This window comes from Comamonas sp. 4034 (genome assembly GCF_050434545.1).
Lineage (GTDB): Bacteria > Pseudomonadota > Gammaproteobacteria > Burkholderiales > Burkholderiaceae_C > Comamonas > Comamonas odontotermitis.
This window is the reverse complement of sequence record NZ_JBNDIT010000007.1, coordinates 134,646-154,411: the sequence shown is the minus strand read 5'-3', so window position 1 is coordinate 154,411 and position 19,766 is coordinate 134,646. Positions and strand designations below refer to the sequence as shown.

General features: G+C 61.4%; 15 protein-coding genes. 9 read left to right on the top strand and 6 right to left on the bottom strand.

Features of this window, described 5'->3' with window-relative positions; genetic code table 11:
• Positions 1-5 precede the first annotated feature (5 nt).
• On the top strand, positions 6-239 hold the full coding sequence (gene yedF, locus ABIE32_RS09905; RefSeq protein ID WP_184704016.1) for a sulfurtransferase-like selenium metabolism protein YedF: 234 nt from the start codon (positions 6-8) through the stop codon (positions 237-239).
• Between the two features lie 51 nt (positions 240-290).
• On the top strand, positions 291-647 hold the full coding sequence (locus ABIE32_RS09900) for a DsrE/DsrF/TusD sulfur relay family protein (protein ID WP_429015630.1): 357 nt from the start codon (positions 291-293) through the stop codon (positions 645-647).
• Positions 648-741: 94 nt separating this feature from the next.
• On the opposite strand, the gene ABIE32_RS09895 is transcribed toward ABIE32_RS09900, so the two are convergent.
• Positions 742-1,836, bottom strand: coding sequence for a type II asparaginase (locus ABIE32_RS09895; RefSeq protein WP_224152802.1), 1,095 nt, complete (start codon positions 1,834-1,836; stop codon positions 742-744).
• Positions 1,837-2,283: 447 nt separating this feature from the next.
• Here ABIE32_RS09895 and ABIE32_RS09890 point away from each other — a divergent pair, with 447 nt between their 5' ends.
• Both ABIE32_RS09890 and ABIE32_RS09885 read left to right on the top strand, forming a co-directional pair.
• Positions 2,284-4,128 (top strand): ABC transporter ATP-binding protein, encoded by a 1,845-nt coding sequence (locus ABIE32_RS09890; RefSeq protein WP_429015628.1) that lies wholly within the window; start codon positions 2,284-2,286, stop codon positions 4,126-4,128.
• Between the two features lie 342 nt (positions 4,129-4,470).
• The gene (locus ABIE32_RS09885; protein WP_429015626.1) at positions 4,471-4,791 is read left to right on the top strand and encodes a DUF4148 domain-containing protein; all 321 of its coding nucleotides are present in this window, start codon (positions 4,471-4,473) and stop codon (positions 4,789-4,791) included.
• Positions 4,792-5,198: 407 nt separating this feature from the next.
• On the opposite strand, the gene ABIE32_RS09880 is transcribed toward ABIE32_RS09885, so the two are convergent.
• On the bottom strand, positions 5,199-5,780 hold the full coding sequence (locus tag ABIE32_RS09880) for a DUF3617 domain-containing protein (RefSeq protein WP_429015624.1): 582 nt from the start codon (positions 5,778-5,780) through the stop codon (positions 5,199-5,201).
• 239 nt (positions 5,781-6,019) lie between these two features.
• On the opposite strand from ABIE32_RS09880, the gene sbcD reads away from it, so the two are divergent.
• The 5 genes from sbcD (at position 6,020) to ABIE32_RS09855 (ending at position 16,008) form a co-directional block, all read left to right on the top strand.
• Positions 6,020-7,261, top strand: coding sequence for an exonuclease subunit SbcD (gene sbcD / locus ABIE32_RS09875; RefSeq protein ID WP_429015622.1), 1,242 nt, complete (start codon positions 6,020-6,022; stop codon positions 7,259-7,261).
• Entirely contained in the window at positions 7,258-10,692 is a 3,435-nt protein-coding gene (locus ABIE32_RS09870) for an AAA family ATPase (RefSeq protein WP_429015620.1), read from the top strand. The genes sbcD and ABIE32_RS09870 overlap by 4 nt, the downstream gene beginning before the upstream one ends.
• A 238-nt stretch (positions 10,693-10,930) precedes the next feature.
• On the top strand, positions 10,931-12,727 hold the full coding sequence (locus ABIE32_RS09865; RefSeq protein WP_429015619.1) for an NAD(P)/FAD-dependent oxidoreductase: 1,797 nt from the start codon (positions 10,931-10,933) through the stop codon (positions 12,725-12,727).
• Between the two features lie 795 nt (positions 12,728-13,522).
• Positions 13,523-15,166 (top strand): hypothetical protein, encoded by a 1,644-nt coding sequence (locus ABIE32_RS09860; protein WP_429015616.1) that lies wholly within the window; start codon positions 13,523-13,525, stop codon positions 15,164-15,166.
• Between the two features lie 284 nt (positions 15,167-15,450).
• Complete coding sequence (locus tag ABIE32_RS09855) at positions 15,451-16,008, top strand: hypothetical protein (protein ID WP_429015614.1); 558 nt, start codon at positions 15,451-15,453, stop codon at positions 16,006-16,008.
• A gap of 76 nt (positions 16,009-16,084) precedes the next feature.
• Here ABIE32_RS09855 and ABIE32_RS09850 read toward each other — a convergent pair whose 3' ends face one another.
• The 4 genes from ABIE32_RS09850 to pyrC form a co-directional block, all read right to left on the bottom strand.
• On the bottom strand, positions 16,085-16,450 hold the full coding sequence (locus tag ABIE32_RS09850) for a hypothetical protein (protein ID WP_429015611.1): 366 nt from the start codon (positions 16,448-16,450) through the stop codon (positions 16,085-16,087).
• Between the two features lie 216 nt (positions 16,451-16,666).
• Positions 16,667-17,545, bottom strand: a complete 879-nt coding sequence (gene htpX / locus ABIE32_RS09845; RefSeq protein ID WP_224150410.1) for a protease HtpX — start codon at positions 17,543-17,545, stop codon at positions 16,667-16,669.
• Positions 17,546-17,650: 105 nt separating this feature from the next.
• A complete protein-coding gene (locus tag ABIE32_RS09840; RefSeq protein WP_429015608.1) occupies positions 17,651-18,415 on the bottom strand; it encodes a DUF3025 domain-containing protein in 765 nt (254 codons plus the stop codon).
• Positions 18,416-18,489: 74 nt separating this feature from the next.
• Positions 18,490-19,536 (bottom strand): dihydroorotase, encoded by a 1,047-nt coding sequence (gene pyrC, locus ABIE32_RS09835; RefSeq protein WP_429015607.1) that lies wholly within the window; start codon positions 19,534-19,536, stop codon positions 18,490-18,492.
• Between the last annotated feature and the right edge of the window lie 230 nt (positions 19,537-19,766).

The following is a 19,766-nucleotide window of genomic DNA, read 5'->3' as shown; positions in this document are numbered from 1 at the left end:
TTCCCATGTCCAATTACACGCCCGACTACCGCCTCGACATGATGGGCGAGCCCTGCCCGTACCCAGCCGTTGCCACGCTGGAAGCCATGCCCAGCCTCCAACCTGGCGAAATTCTGGAAGTGATCTCCGACTGCCCACAGTCGATCAACAACATTCCGCTGGACGCCAAGAACCACGGCTACGAAGTGCTGGAAATCCAGCAGGATGGCCCGACCATCCGTTACCTGATCAGGAAGTGACCTCCCTGAGGCACCAGGCACTTTCGCCACCCCCTCTGCAAAGGATTCCCCATGACCCAGAAAATCGTCATCATCGTGCATGCCGCACCCTATGGCAGCGAGCGCTGCCTGTCGGCCCTGCGCGTGGCCACCGCACTGGCCGGGCACGATGCCAAGCCGGAAGTGAAGGTGTTCCTGATGTCCGATGCCACTGTCGTCGGCCTGCCGAACCAGCATGACGGCACGGGCCCCGGCCTGCAACCCATGGTGGAAACCTTGGTGGCCGAGGGCGTCACCATCAGGCTCTGCCGCACCTGTGCGCTGGCACGGGGCCTGGCCGAGTTGACCTTGATCAACGGTGTGAGCATTGGCACGCTGCCCGAGCTGGCCGACTGGACATTGACCGCCGACAAGGTCCTCACCTTCTGATCCACGCCATTGAAAAAAGGGACAGCCCGGTTCAGGCTGTCCCCTTTTTCATGGCGCTTACGCAATCAGGCCCGGCAGCACCGGGCGCCATGCATCAATATTCCCAGAAGATGCGCTGGATTTCCTTGGGGTCGCTGGTCTTGGTCAGGGCCAGTGCGGCCAGCAGGCGTGCCTTTTCAGGACGCAGGTCGTGGGCAACCACCCAGTCGTACTTGTCGTCAGGCTGCTCGGCATTGCGCAGCACAAAGCCGTAAGGCACGCGCGACGAGCGAATCACCTGCACGCCCTTGCTGCGGGCTTCCTGCAGCGCCGGGACAATGCGGTCGGCCACCGAGCCGTTGCCGGTGCCTGCGTGGATGATCGCCTTGGCGCCCGTACCGACGAAGGCATCGATGCCCGTGCGCGGCACATTGCCGTAGCCATAGACGATCTCCACTGGTGGAAGACTGGTGATGGAATCGATATTGAACTCGGACTGCATGGTGTGGCGCTTGACCGGCGCGCGGAACCAGTAGTTCTTGCCCTCCACCACCATGCCCAGCGGGCCCCATTGGCTCTGGAATGCGCCGGTCTTGATGTTCACGTCCTTGTTCACATCACGGCCCGATTGGATCTCGTCGTTCATCGTGACGACCACACCCTTGCCTTCGGCATCCTTGGCGGCGGCCACGCTCACGGCGTTCACCAGGTTCAAAGCGCCATCAGCCGACAGGGCCGTGCCAGGGCGCATCGATCCCACCACCACGATGGGCTTGTTGGTGTGCACCGTCAGGCTCAGGAAATAAGCCGTCTCAGCCAGGGTGTCCGTGCCGTGGGTGATGACCACGCCATCCACATCGGCCTGCTTGACGAGGGCCGACACGCGCTTGGCCAGCACCAGCAGGTTGTCGTTGGTGAAGCTCTCGGAGGCAATCTGGAAGACCTGCTCGCCGCGCACATTGGCGACCTTGGACAGCTCGGGCAGCCCTGCCAGCAGCTTGTCCACAGGCACCTTGGCCGCACTGTAGGTTGCACTGTTCATGGCCGAAGCACCTGCGCCCGCGATGGTGCCGCCAGTGGCCAGCACCACCACATTGCGTGCCCCTTGCTGTGCTGGCTGCGCCGCTGCTGCTGGCGCTGCCGCAACAGGTGCTGCCGCTGCGGGCGCGCTGGCAGCTTGCGGGCTGCTTGCGCAGGCGCCCAGGCTCATGGTGATGGCCAGCGCCAGGGCGCTCATCGCAGGCAGTTTCCAGCGGGTGGCAGGAACGTGATGCAAAGTTGTAGTTGGGTTGGAAGACATCGGATGCCTTTGGCTTTGAGATAAAACCTCTATCTTAAAAAAGTCGGGCTATGTGTCGCATTGGTGAACATCCCTATGGCTTTTCACGAATCTATAAATTGACGCATTGCAGCAAACAACGGTAACCCAAAAACATTTCGTCATCCAAGGGCTATCCCACAGGCGGCCCCCGTCTTGCCACAGGCCCGCTAGACTCGGCAGACCGGGCCTGTTCCCGCTTTTCCCACTTCACCATCAGCCGCTTGCACACAGCGGCTGCGCTGGTTGTCCCGTTTGCGGCCATGGTGTCTCCACGACACCTTCTGCCCACCGTATCTTTTCCGGCTGCATCTGGACCGCATCGCAGGAGATTTGTGCATGTTTTCATGGTTTGAACGGCGTGTGCCGTCCTACCCAACGGCCGAGCCACAAGTTCCGCCCAAGGGTTTTTTCGCTTTCATGTGGGCCTGCACGCAAGGCATGCGCGGCTGGATCGGCCTGCTCACGGCCACGTCAGCGTTGCTGGCGGTGTATGAGGCTGTGCTGTTTGCCATCATGGGCCATGTGGTTGACTGGCTGGCCACGTTCTCACCCACGACGTTCTGGGCCGACCAGGGCCGCACGGTCGTCGGGATCGTCGCCATTTTGCTCAGCAGTGTGCTGCTGCTGGCCCTGCACACGCAGGTGATGCACCAGGTGCTGGCGATCAACTTCCCGATGCGACTGCGCTGGGTGTTCCACCGGCTGATGCTGGGGCAGAGCATGTCCTTCTACGCCGACGAGTTTGCCGGGCGTATCACGACCAAGATCATGCAGACGGCGCTGTCCGTGCGCGAGGTGATCTTCATGATCGTCGACGTGCTGGTAGGCGTGAGCGTCTACATGATCGGTATCCTGATTCTGGCCGCAAGCTTTGAATGGCGGCTGATGATTCCATTTGCCCTGTGGCTGGCTGCCTATATCAGTGCCTGCGTGTTCTTTGTTCCACGCCTGGGCAAGATCGGCAAGGCCCAGGCGGATGCGCGCGCACTGATGACTGGCCGCGTGACCGACGCCTATACCAACATCGCCACCGTCAAGCTGTTTGCGCACACCCGCCGCGAGGCTGAATATGCCCGCAGCGCGATGGACGCCTTCAAGCAGACCGGCCACGCGCAGATGCGCCTGGTGAGCCTGTTCGAGATCACCAACCACCTGATGATCACCTTGCTGCTGCTGGGCTCGACCGGCACGGCGCTGTACCTGTGGACCAACGGCCAGGCCACGGCCGGCGTCGTGGCGGCGGTGATTGCCATGGCGCTGCGCCTGATGGGCTATTCGCACTGGGTGATGTGGCAGATGACTGGCCTGTTCGAGAACGTGGGCACCATCCAGGACGGCATCAATACCCTGACCAAGCCGCGCACGATCGTGGATGCAAAGGAGGCCAAGCCACTGGTGGTGAACCGTGGCGAGATCACCTTCGACAACGTGAGCTTTGCATACAAGGACGCGGGCCGCCCGGTCATCGACCATCTCAACCTCACCATCCGCCCGGGCGAGCGCATTGGCCTCATCGGGCGCTCGGGCGCTGGCAAATCGACCCTGGTCAACCTGCTGCTGCGCTTTCACGATGTGGCGGGCGGCCAGATCCGCATCGACGGCCAGGACATCGCCCATGTTACGCAAGACAGCCTGCGCAGCAACATCGGCATGGTGACGCAGGACACCTCGCTGCTGCACCGCTCCATGCGCGACAACATCCTGTACGGCCGGCCCGATGCCACCGAGGAGGAGATGCTGCGCGCCGCCGAACGCGCCGAAGCGGCAGATTTCATCGGCAACCTGTCCGACCGGTTTGGCCGCACGGGCTATGACGCGCAGGTGGGCGAGCGCGGCGTCAAGCTTTCGGGCGGTCAGCGCCAGCGCGTGGCAATTGCACGCGTGATGCTCAAGGACGCACCGATCCTGCTGCTGGACGAGGCTACCAGCGCCCTGGACAGCGAGGTTGAAGCCGCCATCCAGGAGAGCCTGGACAACCTGATGCATGACAAGACGGTGATTGCGATTGCGCACCGCCTGTCCACCATCGCCGCCATGGACCGCCTGATCGTGATGGACAAGGGCCAGATCGTGGAAGAAGGCACGCACCAGCAGTTGCTGGCGCGCGGCGGCATCTACGCCAAGCTGTGGGCCCACCAGAGCGGTGGCTTTCTGGCCGAGCCCATGGAAGGGCCCCTGTAATACCGCTGCAGGCCGCTTATTGAGATGGCACTTGCGGCCGCTTCATCAAACTCCTGAATCAATAGCATCCAGCGCTTACACAGCAAGCGCTGGATGCTATTTTTATTTATCTACCGTCGATAGCGGCCACCAGGGTAGGCCATCGCGCACCTGCTCCGCCGATTGATTGATTCGATATTCAGAACAATCAATCTCATATCAATGGGTTTATCCCAAACGGTCGCAAAAATACACTGAATACATCGATCAACGAGAAACAAACGCGGTGACAGACGCCGCCACCCGTTGAGCGAACCGGCAGGCCATGGTGACCCGCCGGAATCTCAAAGGAATTTAAAAATGATGAACGCACGTATTTTTTCGATTGCAGGTCTTGCCGCTGTTCTGGCCATGGGTGCCGGTGTTGCACAGGCCAACCCATTTGAAGGCGACCAGGCCATTGCGCCACGCGTCGCAGCTACCAGCAGCCTGAGCCGTGCCGAAGTGCAAGCCCAATTGGTCGATGCCCAGAAGAATGGCACCCTGCTGCTCAAGGGCGACAAGCTGCAAGCCAACCCCTACGAGCAAGGCCAGGGCCTGTCACGCGGTGCAGTGGTACAAGCTGCCCATGACGCCCTGATCGCTGGCAAGCTGCCTGAAGGCAACGGCTCCTTCGGCGAATAAGCACGGTAGCCTCATCCGGATCGGGCGGCGCTGACGCAGCCTCCCCGTCCTCCAGGCGACCGCCATGAACCCGGTCGCCTTTTGTTCAAATCAAACGCAGATTGACGGTGGCGGGCAAAGCGCCCACCGCCACGGCATGAAGTGCGTGGCACGGCTTGAACGTCGCAAGACAGGGAGCCGCAAAGCTCTCAGGCCGTGCTCTTGATGGCCACTGCTGACCCCAGCAGTGGCCTTTTTTGCGCTTTTGCCGAGGCAAGCCGCTACAGAATCAGGAGTCATGGCGCTTGATGGGCAGGCGCAGAAAGCCTTTGGCAAATACTTCCACCAGCCGCCCGAGCCCCATAAAAAAACGCAGCCACCCCGCCAGGTGGCTGCGCTCGTCCTCGCAACTGAAATCAGAAGCGGGATCAGCAGTCGCCGATGCGCTTGCTGGTCACGGTGGTCTGCATGTTCTGGCCTGCCATGTCCATCTTGGTGGTCACGACGTTCTCGGTCGGTGACTTGTAATCGGCTTCGAGCACCATGCTCATCTTGCCCTCGCCGCAGCTGAACGACATGGTTTCCTTGCTGCCGCTGGTCTTGATGTCTGGCGCATTGCAGCCGGGCATGTTCTTGAGCTGCGAATCGGCCAGCGCCTGCAAGGTCTTGGAAGCCATATCGGCGGTGATGCACATCTCCTGGATCAGCTTGCCGCCTTCAATGCGGGCATTTTCCAGATTGGCGGCCTTCTTCTGCTCAGGCGTCATGCTCTTGAACGCCTGCTCCATGCCTGCCAGTGCCTGCTGCCCCATGGGACCGCTCATCTCGGTGGTAGCACTCCACTTGCCAGCCTGAACCTTGGCCGCAGGTGCTGCAGCCGGGGCAGGTGCTGCTGCGGGGGCGGCTGCAGGCGCAGGTGCGCTGCCAGCCTCATCCTTCTTGCCGCAACCCACGAGGCCAGCACCAGCCACCACGGCAGCCACTGCCATCCAATTTGCAAACTTTGCCATATGCTTCTCCGTATTGCAGCGGGCGCCCCGCCTGTCAGCTGCGCATGTCACGTTGCCGCCCCCTATGGGCGCAATCATGGTGCGGCGGATTATAGAACCCCGCAATTCCATAGAACAAATCAATTAATTGCCTTGCTTCAATGAAACCATTGTTATTATTTATAACCATTCGGGTCCGGCCGTCTCTTGCAGCACGGCAGCAAGCACTACGATAAGCGGCTGTTCTCGCCGATCACCACATGCGCATCCTCCACACCTCCGACTGGCATCTGGGCCAGCATTTCATGGGCCAGAGCCGCCAGGCCGAACACCGGGCGCTGATTGACTGGCTGGTGGCGCAGGTCGATACCCATGGGGTGGATGCCGTGCTGATTGCCGGCGATATCTTCGACACCGGCGCACCGCCCAGCTATGCCCGCGAGCTGTACAACCAGTTGATTGCCCGGCTGCACCAGGCCGGCGTTGCGCTGCTGGTGCTGGGCGGCAACCATGACTCGGTCAGCGTGCTCGATGAAAGCCGCGACCTGCTGCGCCACCTGGGCACTCAGGTGATTGCCGCCACAGGCGCGCCGCACCAGCATGCCATCACACTGCCCCTGCGGGTATCTGGCGATCCCGGCTGCATCGTCTGCGCCCTGCCCTTCATCCGCGCCCGCGATGTGCAGCAAAGCCTGGCCGGGCAAAGCGCACTCGACAAACAACTGGCCCTGCAGGCCGCCATCCAGTCCACCTACCAGCAGGTCTACGACGCCGCGCTCACCCAGCAGGCTGCACTGCTGCAGTCCCTGGGCCGCAAGCTGCCCATCATCGCCACCGGGCACCTCACGACCGTGGGCGCCAGCAGCAGCGAATCGGTACGCGAAATCTATGTGGGTTCGCTCGAAGCTTTTCCGACCAATGCCTTTCCGCCTGCCGACTACATTGCGCTTGGCCATATCCACCAGCCGCAGAAGGTAGGCGGGCTGGACCACATCCGCTACAGCGGATCGCCGATTGCACTGGGCTTTGACGAGGCGCGGCAGACCAAGCAGGTGCTGCTGGTCGATGTGGGAGAGGATGGCCTGCAGGCCGTCACGCCGCTGCCGATTCCGGTGTTCCAGCCCATGTACGCTCTTCGCTGCAGCCTGGCAGCACTGCCAGATGCTCTTAAAAAAATAGCACTCAGCGCAGACACAGAACATGCCACCTGGCTGGATATCACCATTGAAGAAGACGACTACCTCGCCGACCTGCCCGCCCGCGTGCAGGCCCTGACCGACGGGCTGCCCGTGCAGGTGCTGCGCATCAAACGCCAGCGCGGCACGGCCGCGGCACAGTTGCAAAGCGCCGCCATGGAATCGCTGGGCGACCTCACCCCGCTGGAAGTCTTTGCACGCCGCCTGGCGCTGGAGGCGCTGGAGGCGCCGCTGCAGCAGGCCCTGACCGAGCGCTACCAGGAAGTCACGCACGCGGTCACGGCCCCAGGCGGAGACGCGGCATGAAAATCCTCAGGCTTCGCCTCAAGAACCTCAACTCCCTCAAAGGCGATTGGGACATCGACTTCACCGCCGCGCCCTTTGCCGACAACAGCCTGTTTGCCATCACCGGCCCCACGGGTGCGGGAAAATCCACCCTGCTCGACGCGATCTGCCTGGCGCTCTACCACCAGACGCCGCGCCTGTCCGCCATCAGCGCCAGCAGCAACGATGTGATGACCCGCCATACCGCGAGCTGCGAAGCCGAGGTGGAGTTCGAGGTCAAAGGCGTGCGCTACCGCGCCTTCTGGAGCCAGCGCCGCGCGCGCGACAAGGCCAGCGGCGCGCTCCAGGCACCCAGGGTCGAGCTGGCGCGCGTGGCAGATGGCCACATCCTCAGCACCCAGAGTGCAGACAAGCTCCGGCAGATCGCGCAGATCACCGGGCTGGACTTTGCGCGCTTCACCAAATCGATGCTGCTGGCCCAGGGCGGTTTTGCAAAGTTCCTGGAAGCCAGCGCCAATGACCGAGCCGAACTGCTCGAAGAGCTGACCGGCACCGACATCTACAGCCAGATCTCGCAAGCCGTGTTCGAGCGCGCGCGCGAAGCACGCCAGGCACTGGAGCGGAACAAGGCCCATGCAGGCGGCATGCAACTGCTGCCAGAGGACGAGCGCGCCCGGTTGGAAGCGCACGCGGCCCAGTTGCAAACCACCCTGGGGGAGCTCCACACGCGCCACACCGCATTGCAAGCCCTGCAACACTGGCAGACGCAGACTGCGCAAGCTACCCACGCACACACACAGGCCAACCAGGCCCTGGATCAGGCCCGGCAAGCGTTGCAGGCTGCTGCGCCTGACTTGCAGCGCCTGCAAGCCCATGGCCCGGCGCTAGCCATCGCACCACTGCATGCACGCTGGCTACAGGCTCAGGCCGCCAGTGTGGCAGGGCGCACCCAGCAAGAACAACTGCAAGAGGCATGGGGCCAGGCCCGCAGCGCGCAATGGCATATCCATCAGCAAGCCAGCCAACTGGCCACGCAATCACTGCAAAAAGAAGAGCAAAAACTCCAACAACTGCAGACGCAGCAAGCCGACAACTCCCACTGGCTGCATAGCCACGCAGCCCATGCACAGCTGGGCGAACACCTCAGTGGCTGGCGCGAGCAACTGGAACGGCGCCAGTTCCATCTGCAGCAGTTGCAGCGTGAACAAGACGAGCTGCAGCAAGCCCGGCAACAGGGTAACGCCTTGCAGCAGCAAGCCACAGATCAGGCTGGCGTGCTGGAGCAGGCCCAGGCGGCCCGGCAGCAGGCAGACGCCGCAGCGCGCGATGCCTTGCAGGCGCAGCAAGCCCGGCTCAGTGCCCATGGCGGCAGCCTGGCCCAGTTGCGCGCAGCCTGGCAGACAGCCCAGCAACATCTGCAAGCCTGGCAACAGCTGCAGCACCATGCCAGCCAGCGCGAGCCGCTGGCCCAGCAAGAGATACAGCTCACCGCCGAACTGAACAAATGCGCGGCCCACGCGCAAGAGCAGCAGGCTGCCCTTGCCGCAATGCGCAGCCAATACAAGGCCCAGAAGGAGCGGGTGGCCGACAAGCAACAATTGCTGGCTCAGGAAGAGCGCATCCAAAGCCTGGAAGCGCACCGCCATGCATTGCAGCCCGGCCAGCCTTGTCCGCTGTGCGGATCGCAGGAGCATCCGGCCCTATCGGCATACGCGGCGCTGGATATCTCTGCCACCGCAACTGCGCTGCAGCGCGCGCAAGCCGAGCTTGAAGCACTGCAGCACCAGGGCGAACAATTGGGTGCAGGCCACGCGGCGAGCCTCAGCCAGCAGACCAGCCTGCACAGCCAGCTGGAAGGCCTTGCGGCACGCATTGCCCAGTGGAACAGCCAATGGGAGCAACTGCGCCAGACCACGGCGAGCGCATTGCCGCAGGACGCCTGGCAGCAGCCAGCGGTGCTTGCCCAGGCCCAACAGGCACGCGCCACGCAAACCGACGACCTGCAACAGACCCTGGAGAATGCAGAAGCTGGTGAACGCAGCCTGCAAAGTGCCAAGGACGCCGCCCACGCGGCCGCACAGGCGCTGCAAAACGCCCAACACCAGCATGAGCGCCTGCAGCAAGCCCGGCAGGACAACGCCACATTGCAACAGCGGCTGGCCGCCTCGGTGCAAAGCCTGCAGGCCAGCGCCACTTCCGCAGATGCGACACTGCAGGCAGCACTGGCCCCCCTGGGCTTGCAAGTGCCCGGCGACGCCTCCACCAATGCCTGGCTACAGGAGCGCCAGCATGACTGGCAGCAATGGCAGCAGCACAGCGCCCAACAGCAGTCTCTGGCACAGCAGTTGGCCCTGCAACAGCAGCGCGTCAGCCAGTGCACCCAGGAAGCGAGGCAATGGCAGCAGCGAGCCGCGCAGTTGCAGCCTTTGAATACACCTAGCCCGGCGGCATCCGCCCTGCCCGCCACGCTGGACGATTGCACCGCTTTGCTCGAGCGCACCAACCAGCAACTGGCCAGCCTGGAAGGCCAGACCCAGCAAGCGCGCAGCCACCTGGCGCAACTGCAGCAGGAGGAGGCGCAAGCCCATGCGGCATGGAATGCCGCCCTGCAAACCAGCCCGTTCAGCGATGACCGCGCTTTTGCACTGGCCCTGTTGCCGCAGGCCGAGCAGCAACGGCTTTCCGCGCTGAGCGATGCCTTGCACGCTGCCGTGCAGCGCGCGGCCACCCTGACCGAGGAAGCAGAGCAGCACCACCGCCAGCTGCAGGCCCAGGCTTTGACGCAGGAGGCGCCGCAGGCCATTGCCGAGCAATTGCTGGCGCTGGAGGCCGAGCGCACCCGCACTGCAGAGCACATGGGCGCCCAGCGTGCACGCCTGGCTGATGACCAGGCCCGCCGCACCGGCCAGCAGGCCCTGCTGGCACAGATTGCGGAGCAGGAGCAGGACAGCGACCTGTGGCAGCGGCTCGACAGCCTCATCGGCTCGGCCAAGGGCGACAAATTCCGCAAGTTTGCGCAAGGGCTCACGCTCGACCACCTGCTGCTGCTTGCCAACCGCCACCTCACCCGCCTTCATGGCCGCTACCTGCTGCGCCGCAAACCCACGGGCGAGCTGGAACTCGACATCGTGGACAGCTGGCAAGGCGATGTGGCGCGCGACACCCGCACGCTCTCGGGCGGCGAGGCCTTCCTCGTCAGCCTGGCCCTGGCCCTGGCGTTGTCCGATCTGGTCAGCAACAAGACCTCGATCGACTCGCTGTTCCTGGATGAAGGTTTTGGCACGCTGGATGGCGAAACCCTGGAAGTGGCGCTCTCGGCCCTTGACGCGCTGAACGCCAGCGGCAAGATGATCGGCATCATCAGCCATGTGGAAGCGCTCAAGGAGCGCATCCCCGCGCAGATCCGCGTGGAAAAAGGCGCGGGGGTGGGTCACTCCAGATTGGTGATGTGAGGGCGGGTCGGCGCCATGGACAGTTGGTAAAGCAGTCCGTTGACCCAGGATGCGCGATTTGCCTCCTAAAATTGAAGAAAAACAGCCTGTAGCGCTTTGCCATCAAGCGCTTATTGCTATCAAAACAAAAGTGCCTTGTGTCGCTTTTCCGAGCATATGCCAAGGCCAAGCGGGCCATTGCCGCCGCCCGCGCAGGCTTTGCCGTACCATCCCCAGCCTTGCTTGATAGGTACAAGCCATGATCCGGATCGCAGAACTCAAACTACCCCTCGCGGCGGTGCCCTACCACCCCGAGAACCACACCGAATTCCAGCCCACGGAAAAGCTCACGCAGCTGGCGAGCGAGCGCCTGGGGATTCCTGCCCAGGCCATTGCCAGCCTGCATGTGCACAAGCGCAGCTTTGACGCACGCAAATCTGCACTGCTGGCGGTCTACATCGTCGATGTCACGCTGACCGATGAAGCTCTGCAGGCGCAGTTGCTGGCCCGCTTTGCAGACGATTCGCATGTGAACCCCACACCCGACATGGCCTGGAAGCCGGTGGGCCAGGCGCCCACCAGTCTGGCAGAGCGCCCGGTAGTGGTCGGCTTTGGCCCCTGCGGCATCTTTGCCGCCCTGGTACTCGCGCAGATGGGCTTCAAGCCCATCGTTCTGGAGCGCGGCAAGCAAGTGCGCGAGCGCACCAAGGACACCTGGGGTCTGTGGCGCAAACGCGAGCTGACGCCCGAATCAAACGTACAGTTTGGTGAAGGTGGCGCAGGCACCTTCTCGGACGGCAAGCTCTACAGCCAGATCAAGGACCCACGCCACCTGGGCCGCAAGGTGATGACCGAGTTCGTCGAACACGGCGCGCCGCCTGAGATTCTGTATGCCGCCCATCCGCACATCGGCACCTTCAAGCTGGTGAAGGTGGTGGAAGGCATCCGCGAGGAAATCATCCGCCTGGGCGGCGAAATCCGCTTTGAGCAGCGCGTGACCGACGTGGTGGTTGAAACTGGCTCCCAGGGCGACGGCGCACAGCGCCAGCTCACTGCCCTGCAGGTATTGAACCAGGCTACAGGCGAGAGCTACACCCTGCCCGCCCGCCATGCCGTGATGGCGCTGGGCCATAGCTCGCGCGACACCTTTGCCATGTTCTACGAGCGCGGCGTGGCCATGGAGGCCAAACCCTTCTCGGTCGGCTTTCGCATCGAGCACCCACAAAGCGTGATCGACCGCGCGCGCTGGGGCAAGGATGCCGGCCACCCGCTGCTGGGCGCTGCCGACTACAAGCTGGTGCACCATGCCAAGAACGGTCGCGCCGTCTACAGTTTCTGCATGTGCCCCGGTGGCACCGTGGTGGCCGCCACCAGCGAACCGGAGCGCGTGGTCACCAATGGCATGAGCCAGTACTCGCGCGCCGAGCGCAATGCCAACGCCGGCATGGTCTGCGCCATCACCCCGGAAGACTACCCGCAGGACGCCGAAAGCTTTGCCTGGGCCTTTGGCGGCAAGACCTATGGCGTGGAAAAGCTACAAAAAGGAGAGCATCACCCGCTCTCCGGCATTGTGCTGCAGCGCCAATTGGAATCCAGGGCTTATGTGCTGGGGGGCAGCAACTACAGTGCGCCCGGCCAGCTGGTGGGTGACTTCGTCACAGGCCATCCATCCACGGAGTTCGGCACCGTGCAACCTTCGTACAAGCCCGGCATCAGCCTGGGCGACCTGCACCAGGCCTTGCCAGGCTATGCCATCGAAGCCATGCGCGAAGCCCTGCCTGCGTTCGGCAAGAAAATCCGTGGCTACGACATGGCAGACGCCGTGCTGACCGGCGTGGAAACGCGCACTTCCTCCCCCGTCAAGATTGGCCGGGGAGCAGATTTTCAGAGCGACAACACGCGCGGCCTCTATCCAGCCGGAGAGGGCGCCAGCTATGCGGGCGGCATTCTGTCAGCTGGCGTGGATGGCATCAAGGTCGGCGAGGCTGTGGCCTGCGACATTCTGGGCCTGCCCGTGCCTTCATCGGGCGCGCGCGGCTCGGGCGGGGCTCTGTAAAAACAGCTGCGGCATCACGCCAACTACAGCGGCCTGGCCGCGCGACCCCGGTGCAATGCCGGGGCGCCGTAGCGTGCCCCATATGCCTGCATCTCCACGCGCGGTTCCATGTGCCGCACATGAAGCCGACTTTCTTGGCTTGTTTTTAGAGCCGCCAACACAACCCAACAAATCGTAGATTTGCGGTTGGAACGAGGCTCCGGGCCACGTCAGGCCGAGCCGCGTCAGGCGAGGCCGCAGGCAGTACAAAGGTACGACAAGGCTTGGCGCCCCCGGCTAGGCGCCCCCGGCTGGGCGCCCCCGACAAAGCAACGACATATCAAGGGTTGTGTTGGCGGCTCTTATTGGCGGGAGCCCGTCCGCGCCTTTCATGGCAGCCTACTTCAGACGGCCAGGCGGCACATCTACGGGACCTTAGATCTACTGGCCGCAGCGGCTACAAGCACAAGAACCGAGTTTGGCCAGTGGTGACGATCAGCTCGGCCAAGCACGTCAGACCCACCTGCGGATAGTCCAGATTTTTACCGCTTCCACCTGCAGTTTGGCATGAAGGCGCAAGGCCAAGTCTCGACCCCAGTCCATGCAATCACCCAACCCCGAAAGGGAGACCCTTACACCCGAAATGTGAATAAATTTAGGCATCTAGCACAAAATTAAATTTATGTTTTTATATTTCTTGATCAAATAACTCTATCGGAAATAGTTGAATTGTGTGTGAATGTACACTCAATGTGAGTGATCACCAGCGTCCAACTCAAGTCACATACCTGTTCCAACTGCTTTAGTGAGAGTAAATTGAACAAATTTATAAAATCTAAATTACTTTATCTAATTGCCACGATAGTGACAATTTTAGGAATGGCAGGTGCACCAGCCCAAGCCGCACTGGTCAACTTCTACAGCGCGACTGGCAAGCTGGGGCTATCGGTTGACGGTTGCGGCACATCCGCCGACGAGTGCAACATCCGCGTCAACAAGCCCAGTGCAACCTCCACCGTCAAGATTGCGTTCCTGATGACGGCTGCCAGCCCCGGAGCTACCTTGGCCGACAACAGCATCTCTCTGGCAGGACAGCCCATTGCCTGGGCCGAAAGCGTTCTGAGCAACGTGATTGGCATCAGTAACTACCGTGCAGACGTCACTTCTGTCGTCAAACCCATCATTGATGGCGCAGCGGTGGGCCTGTCCAACATCGTTGTCAATGAGTCGGTTGCGACGAGCGGGCGAGTGGACGGCAGTGTGCTTGTTGTGGTGTTTGATGATCCGAGCCAGACCAAGGACTCAAGCGTTCTGTTGAACTTCGGTGCACAGTCCTCCGCCGGCGATACCTTCAACGTGACACTGGCAAGTCCTATTGACCCAGCCGTACCGGGTGCCCAATTGGATATGGGGTTGGGAATTTCTTTCGGTTATCAGGAAAATTCCACCAACCAGAACAGCATGGTTCAAATCAATGGTCAGACCCTCACCTCTTCTGCTGGAGGTGATGACGATGGCGAGCATGCCAATGGCGCACTGCTCACGGTGGGCGGAATCGGCGACAGCAATGACAATCCTGCAGACCCGCTTGCATTGGCAACAAACGCGCGGTCAGACGATGAGTTGTATTCGTTGCTGCCATTCCTGACCTCCAGCACAACGGCCATCTCCACCTATACCGTCAACGCGTCCTCGGACGACAACATCTTCTTTGCCTACTTCCAAAGCTCGACCCCGGCGATCATTGGTTCGGGCATTCTGCTGAGCCAACTGGTGGACACCCATACGGTGGGTGCTACCCATGATGTGCAAGCCGTCATCACCGACACCAATGGCGTCCCACAACCCAATATCAGTGTCACTTTCACGGTCACCACCGGCCCCAATGCTGGCCAAACCTTTACGGCCAATACCGACGCCAATGGGAAAGCCAACTTCAGCTACCCGGGAACCGGTGGTGTAGGCAGCGACGCTATCGAGGCATCTTTTGTTTCTTCCAACAATACGATTACCTCCAACGTGCTGAATGTCACCTGGACCGCTCCAGTGCTGCAGATTGCTCTGAGCCAGACCGTGGACACGCACCCCGTGGGAACTTCACATGAGGTACAAGCCGTCATTACCGATGAAAATGGCGCACCACAACCCAACGTCAGCGTCACCTTCACGGTCACCTCCGGCCCCAATGCCGGCCAGACCTTTACGGCCAATACCGACGCCAATGGGAAAGCCAACTTCAGCTACCCGGGAACCGGTGGTGTAGGCAGCGACGCTATCGAGGCATCTTTTGTTTCTTCCAACAATACGATTACCTCCAACGTGCTGAATGTCTCCTGGACTGCTCCGGTGATCAAAACACCAGCACCGGTTCCAGGCTTGGGAGGCTTTGCGCTGCTGTTTACGGCTCTCCTCTTGGGTTTTGTGGGCGCATTGATGAGCCGCCGCAATCCCGCACGGTAAAAGCGCAGCCGACATTCAATGACACAACTCTCTTCGAGAGAAATCTTATAGAGATTTAAAAAAATGAAAAATGCCACCTTCGGGTGGCATTTTTATTGAACAGTACGCGCTTGCATGTTTCGGATTTTCGAGTTATTAATCTCGCTCAAATAGGCTTAAAAATTCCTTAAGAATGCCGCTTTTTACACCATCGCAGCCTTTGCACCACAAGTGATGAACATTCTTCGCAGGCCCATCCTACAATTTTGGATTGTTCTGACTGAAGATATTGCTGAAGGTTTTTCATGGCTGGCTCCATCCTCCGCACGTTGAATTCCTGCCTGGGCACAGCGCTTGTGTGTGCGCTCTCCAATATGGCTTGTGCCGCAGATATAGACAGCCTGGGCAGCAGCAGTGGCTCGGCACTATCTGGGTGGTCATTCGGCTACGCCCCTTATACCTACCACTTTTCAGACGCCAAAAAAGAGCACGATTACGAACCCGATGACGAGAAGCACAAATATGTGTGGCTGGTCAATGCAGAAAAACAGCTTGATGAACGCCAAGTAGCTGGTTTTGCGTATTTCAGCAACTCATTTGGCCAGCCCAGCCAATATGCCTATTACGGCTGGCAGTTCAGGCCTCTGTCTGGCACGCCACAGCTGTTTTTCAAACTCACCGGCGGCGTAATCCACGGCTACAAATACCCATACCATAAGAAGATTCCGCTCAACAACAAGAACGGTTGGGGCCTGACTGCCATTCCTGCGCTGGGCTGGAACTTTGACGAGCACTGGGGCGCCCAGCTCAATCTGTTGGGCAAATCAGCGCTGATGCTTCAGCTGAACTACTCAATCCGTTGATCGCCACCAGTCGGCGCTCCCCAAGCAAAAGCGCCGCGAGGCGCTTTCTGCATGAAGGGCTGCCTCAGCAGGATATTCAACGCCGCTCCCAATGTCCGCCACGGGCCTGCCAGCCGCGCGGGCCACGCACCCATTCGCGGGGCACCCAACGGTCACCACGGTGCGGCGGCGTGGCCCAGCGCCCCTGGCGCCAAACATAGCGGCCTCCGCTCCAATCCCAGAAGCCGCCAATCCAGATCTGCGCCGCTACCGGCGCCACGGCAACCGGTGCCGGCTCATACTGCACGGGCGGAGGCGCTTCGGGTGACACCACCACGGCCCCGGCATTGCCGTAGTAGTACGGGTCGGCAGGTGTCACGACACAACCGGTCATCAGCGCGGCGACCGCCAAGGCCCCTGCGCAGAGCACCGCAGGGCGCCAGGAATGGGGGGTGGGGGACATGGTACATCTCCAGTCATTGCGATGGGCCTATTACAGAAAGCCCGCCTTAACGCTGCGTGAGCCGTGCGTAAACCGCTGGTAAAAGGCAGGCACCCGCGGATCTGCGCCAATAGCCCACACCGATCTCAAGCACGCCAACACATCCGGCGCAGGCAGCCGATAACCATAAAAAAAGCACTGCCGAAGCAGTGCTTTTGAGAAAGGGCTGGCGGCCTGTTATTGCGCCTGGCTGTTTTGCAGTGCGGCAACGCGCTCTTCGATGGGCGGGTGCGAGCTGAACAGCTTGCCCAAACCGCCGGTAATGCCCATGGCCTGCATGCTCTGGGGCAGTACACCGGGCTGCATGCCGCCCAGGCGGTACAGCGCATTGATCATCGGCTGCTTACGGCCCATCAGTTTGGCAGCGCCGGCATCTGCACGGAATTCACGCTGGCGCGAGAACCAGGCCACGATGATGGCTGCGAGGAAGCCGAACACGATATCCAGCACGATGGTGGTGATCATGTAGCCAATGCCGGGGCCGGAGCTTTCTTCGTCGTTGCGGCGCAGGAAGGAATCGACCGCATAGCCGATGACACGCGAGAGGAAGACCACGAAGGTGTTCATCACACCCTGGATCAGCGCCATGGTCACCATGTCACCGTTGGCGACGTGGGCCACCTCGTGGCCGATCACGGCCTCGATTTCCTCGCGCGTCATGCCCTGCAGCAATCCGGTGGACACCGCGACCAGCGCCGAGTTCTTGAACGCGCCCGTGGCAAAGGCATTGGGCTCGCCTTCGTAGATACCGACCTCAGGCATGTTGATGCCTGCAGAGTCGGAAAAACGACGCACGGTTTCCACGATCCAGGCTTCGTCCGCATTGGCAGGCTGGTTGATGATCTTGACGCCCATGCTCATCTTGGCAATGGGCTTGCTCATCAGCAGCGAGATGATGGCGCCGCCAAAGCCCATGATGAAGGCAAAGCCAAGCAGGGCGCCCAGGTTCAGGCCATTGGATGTGAGATAGCGGTTGACGCCCAGCAGGCTGGCGACAATGCCCAGCACCACCACGACAGCGACGTTGGTCAGCAAGAACAGAAAAATTCGTTTCATTGAGGGGTTTCTCCAATAAGGGGAACGCATTGATCGCTAATTGAGGCAAAGTTTCGGTAATTCAAGGCCTTACCTGCCTTTTTCTGGCATCGACTGGTGTTGTTATCAAGGTTTTGGCAGTCGTGCCGCGCGAAATACGCAAGAGTCATCGTAGAAGGAAAAGTTCTCGTTTTCCTGGCTCCACCCTGGAACACCCAACACTGGCAGTGGTGTAAATGGTTTGGTCGCGAGCGGCGCTGCGTCCAGGGCTTGTGCGATGGCTGTATCGATATTGTCCCCCAAGCGCGCAGCGAATGGGTGGCAAAAAACATGTGCGGTGATCGGTTTTCTCGGCTGGACGAGTTTCTCGAGCAGCGCGTGGCCCGTCAGAATCAGTTGCGCATCGGACCACAGTGGCCGAAGGTCGACGAAAAGACGCTGCCACTCGCGCGCCCGCAGCGCCTGCCACAGCAGCTCGGGGGCCAGCAACACTGCCCCGTTTTCGTCGAACAACGTAAGCGCGTCGCGCAATGCGCCACGCTGCGCGCCCACACCCTGCAATGCAATGGCCTGCGCCTGCCAGGCATTGAGCCGCGCCTTGGTGCGCGGAAAGCGGTGCCAGACAAGGCCGTTGAGCGCATCGTGCAGATGCTCGCGCGTGGGCACACAGCCGGTGCGGGCGATGAAGGCTTCATAGGCCTCGCCTTCGGGCAGGTCGGTCTGCGGCACAAAGCGCCGCTCGCAGCCTCCCAGCTGATTGAGCACGTCCGCAACCCGGTTTTCCGGGTTTGCGGACAGCATTTGCACTTGCGAGGCCAGGCCACGGTATGGCGCCAGCCATGGAGCGCTCCAGTCCAGAGCCGACCAGAGGGATTGGGCTGCCGAAGTCAAAGCGTTCTAAGGTAAAACAGGCCGCCAAAGCATGGCAGGCAAGCGCGAAGACTCATCTTTCAATAGCAACTATCTCAGGCAGCCAGCAGCTTCCAAGGCAGGGCTTCACCAGAACGCAAGGGCTTGAGTTCTGTCTCGCCAAACGCGAAGGCTTCCGGCGGCGTCCAGCTCTGGCGTGCCAAGGTGATGCGATCCGTGTTGCGCGGCAGGCTGTAGAAATCAGGGCCGTGAAAGCTGGCAAAGCCTTCAAGCTTGTCCAGCGCACCCGCATTGTCAAACACCTCAGCGTACATCTCGATGGCGGCGTGCGCGGTGTAGCAACCTGCGCAACCAGTGGCTGCCTCCTTCAACTGCGCGGCATGCGGGGCACTGTCGGTACCCAGGAAAAACTTCGGACTGCCACTGGTGGCCGCCTTGACGAGCGCCTGGCGGTGCACCTCGCGCTTCAAGACCGGAAGGCAGTAGTAGTGCGGGCGGATGCCACCGGTGAAGATGGCGTTGCGGTTGTAGAGCAGGTGCTGTGCGGTGATGGTCGCGGCGGTATGGCTGTCGCTGTCCTCCACATACTGCGCGGCTTCCTGGGTGGTGATGTGTTCGAAGACGATTTTCAGCTCCGGGAAATCACGGCGCAGCGGAATCATGTGTTGGTCGATGAAGGCGGCTTCGCGGTCGAACAGATCGATGTCGCTGCTGGTGACTTCACCGTGCACGAGCAGCAGCATGCCTGCGCGCTGCATGGCCTCGAGTGTGGGGTAGATCTTGCGGATATCGGTCACACCATGGTCGCTGTTGGTGGTGGCGCCTGCCGGGTAGAGCTTGCAGGCGACCACACCCGCTGCCTTGGCACGCACGATTTCCTCGGGCGCCAGATTGTCCGTCAGGTACAGCGTCATCAGCGGCTCGAACGACAGCCCCTGCGGCACCGCCGCCAGGATGCGCTCCCTGTAGGCCTGCGCCAGACCAGCCGTGGTAACTGGTGGCTTGAGATTGGGCATGACGATGGCACGTGCAAACTGCTGCGCCGCGTGCGGCACGGTTGTGGCCAAGGCAGCGCCGTCGCGCAGGTGGATATGCCAGTCATCTGGACGGGTGATGGAAAGAGTGGGGTGTGCGGTGCTCATCCCGCCATTGTCGCATCGGTCCTATCTCTGCCGCCATCAACCTGACCACACCCATGCCCTACCTGCGGACCGCCATGCCGCGCTACCCCAGCGACCGGTTCGGCAACGGATTTCCATAGACGAAGCTGGCTGTTCTGCCCCCCATGCCCCCATGCATCCCCTGCCCACTTTGCTCCGTGCACAGGTTCTGCGCAACACCGCTTGAGCGCAGGCGTACGGTGTGGCCGTGC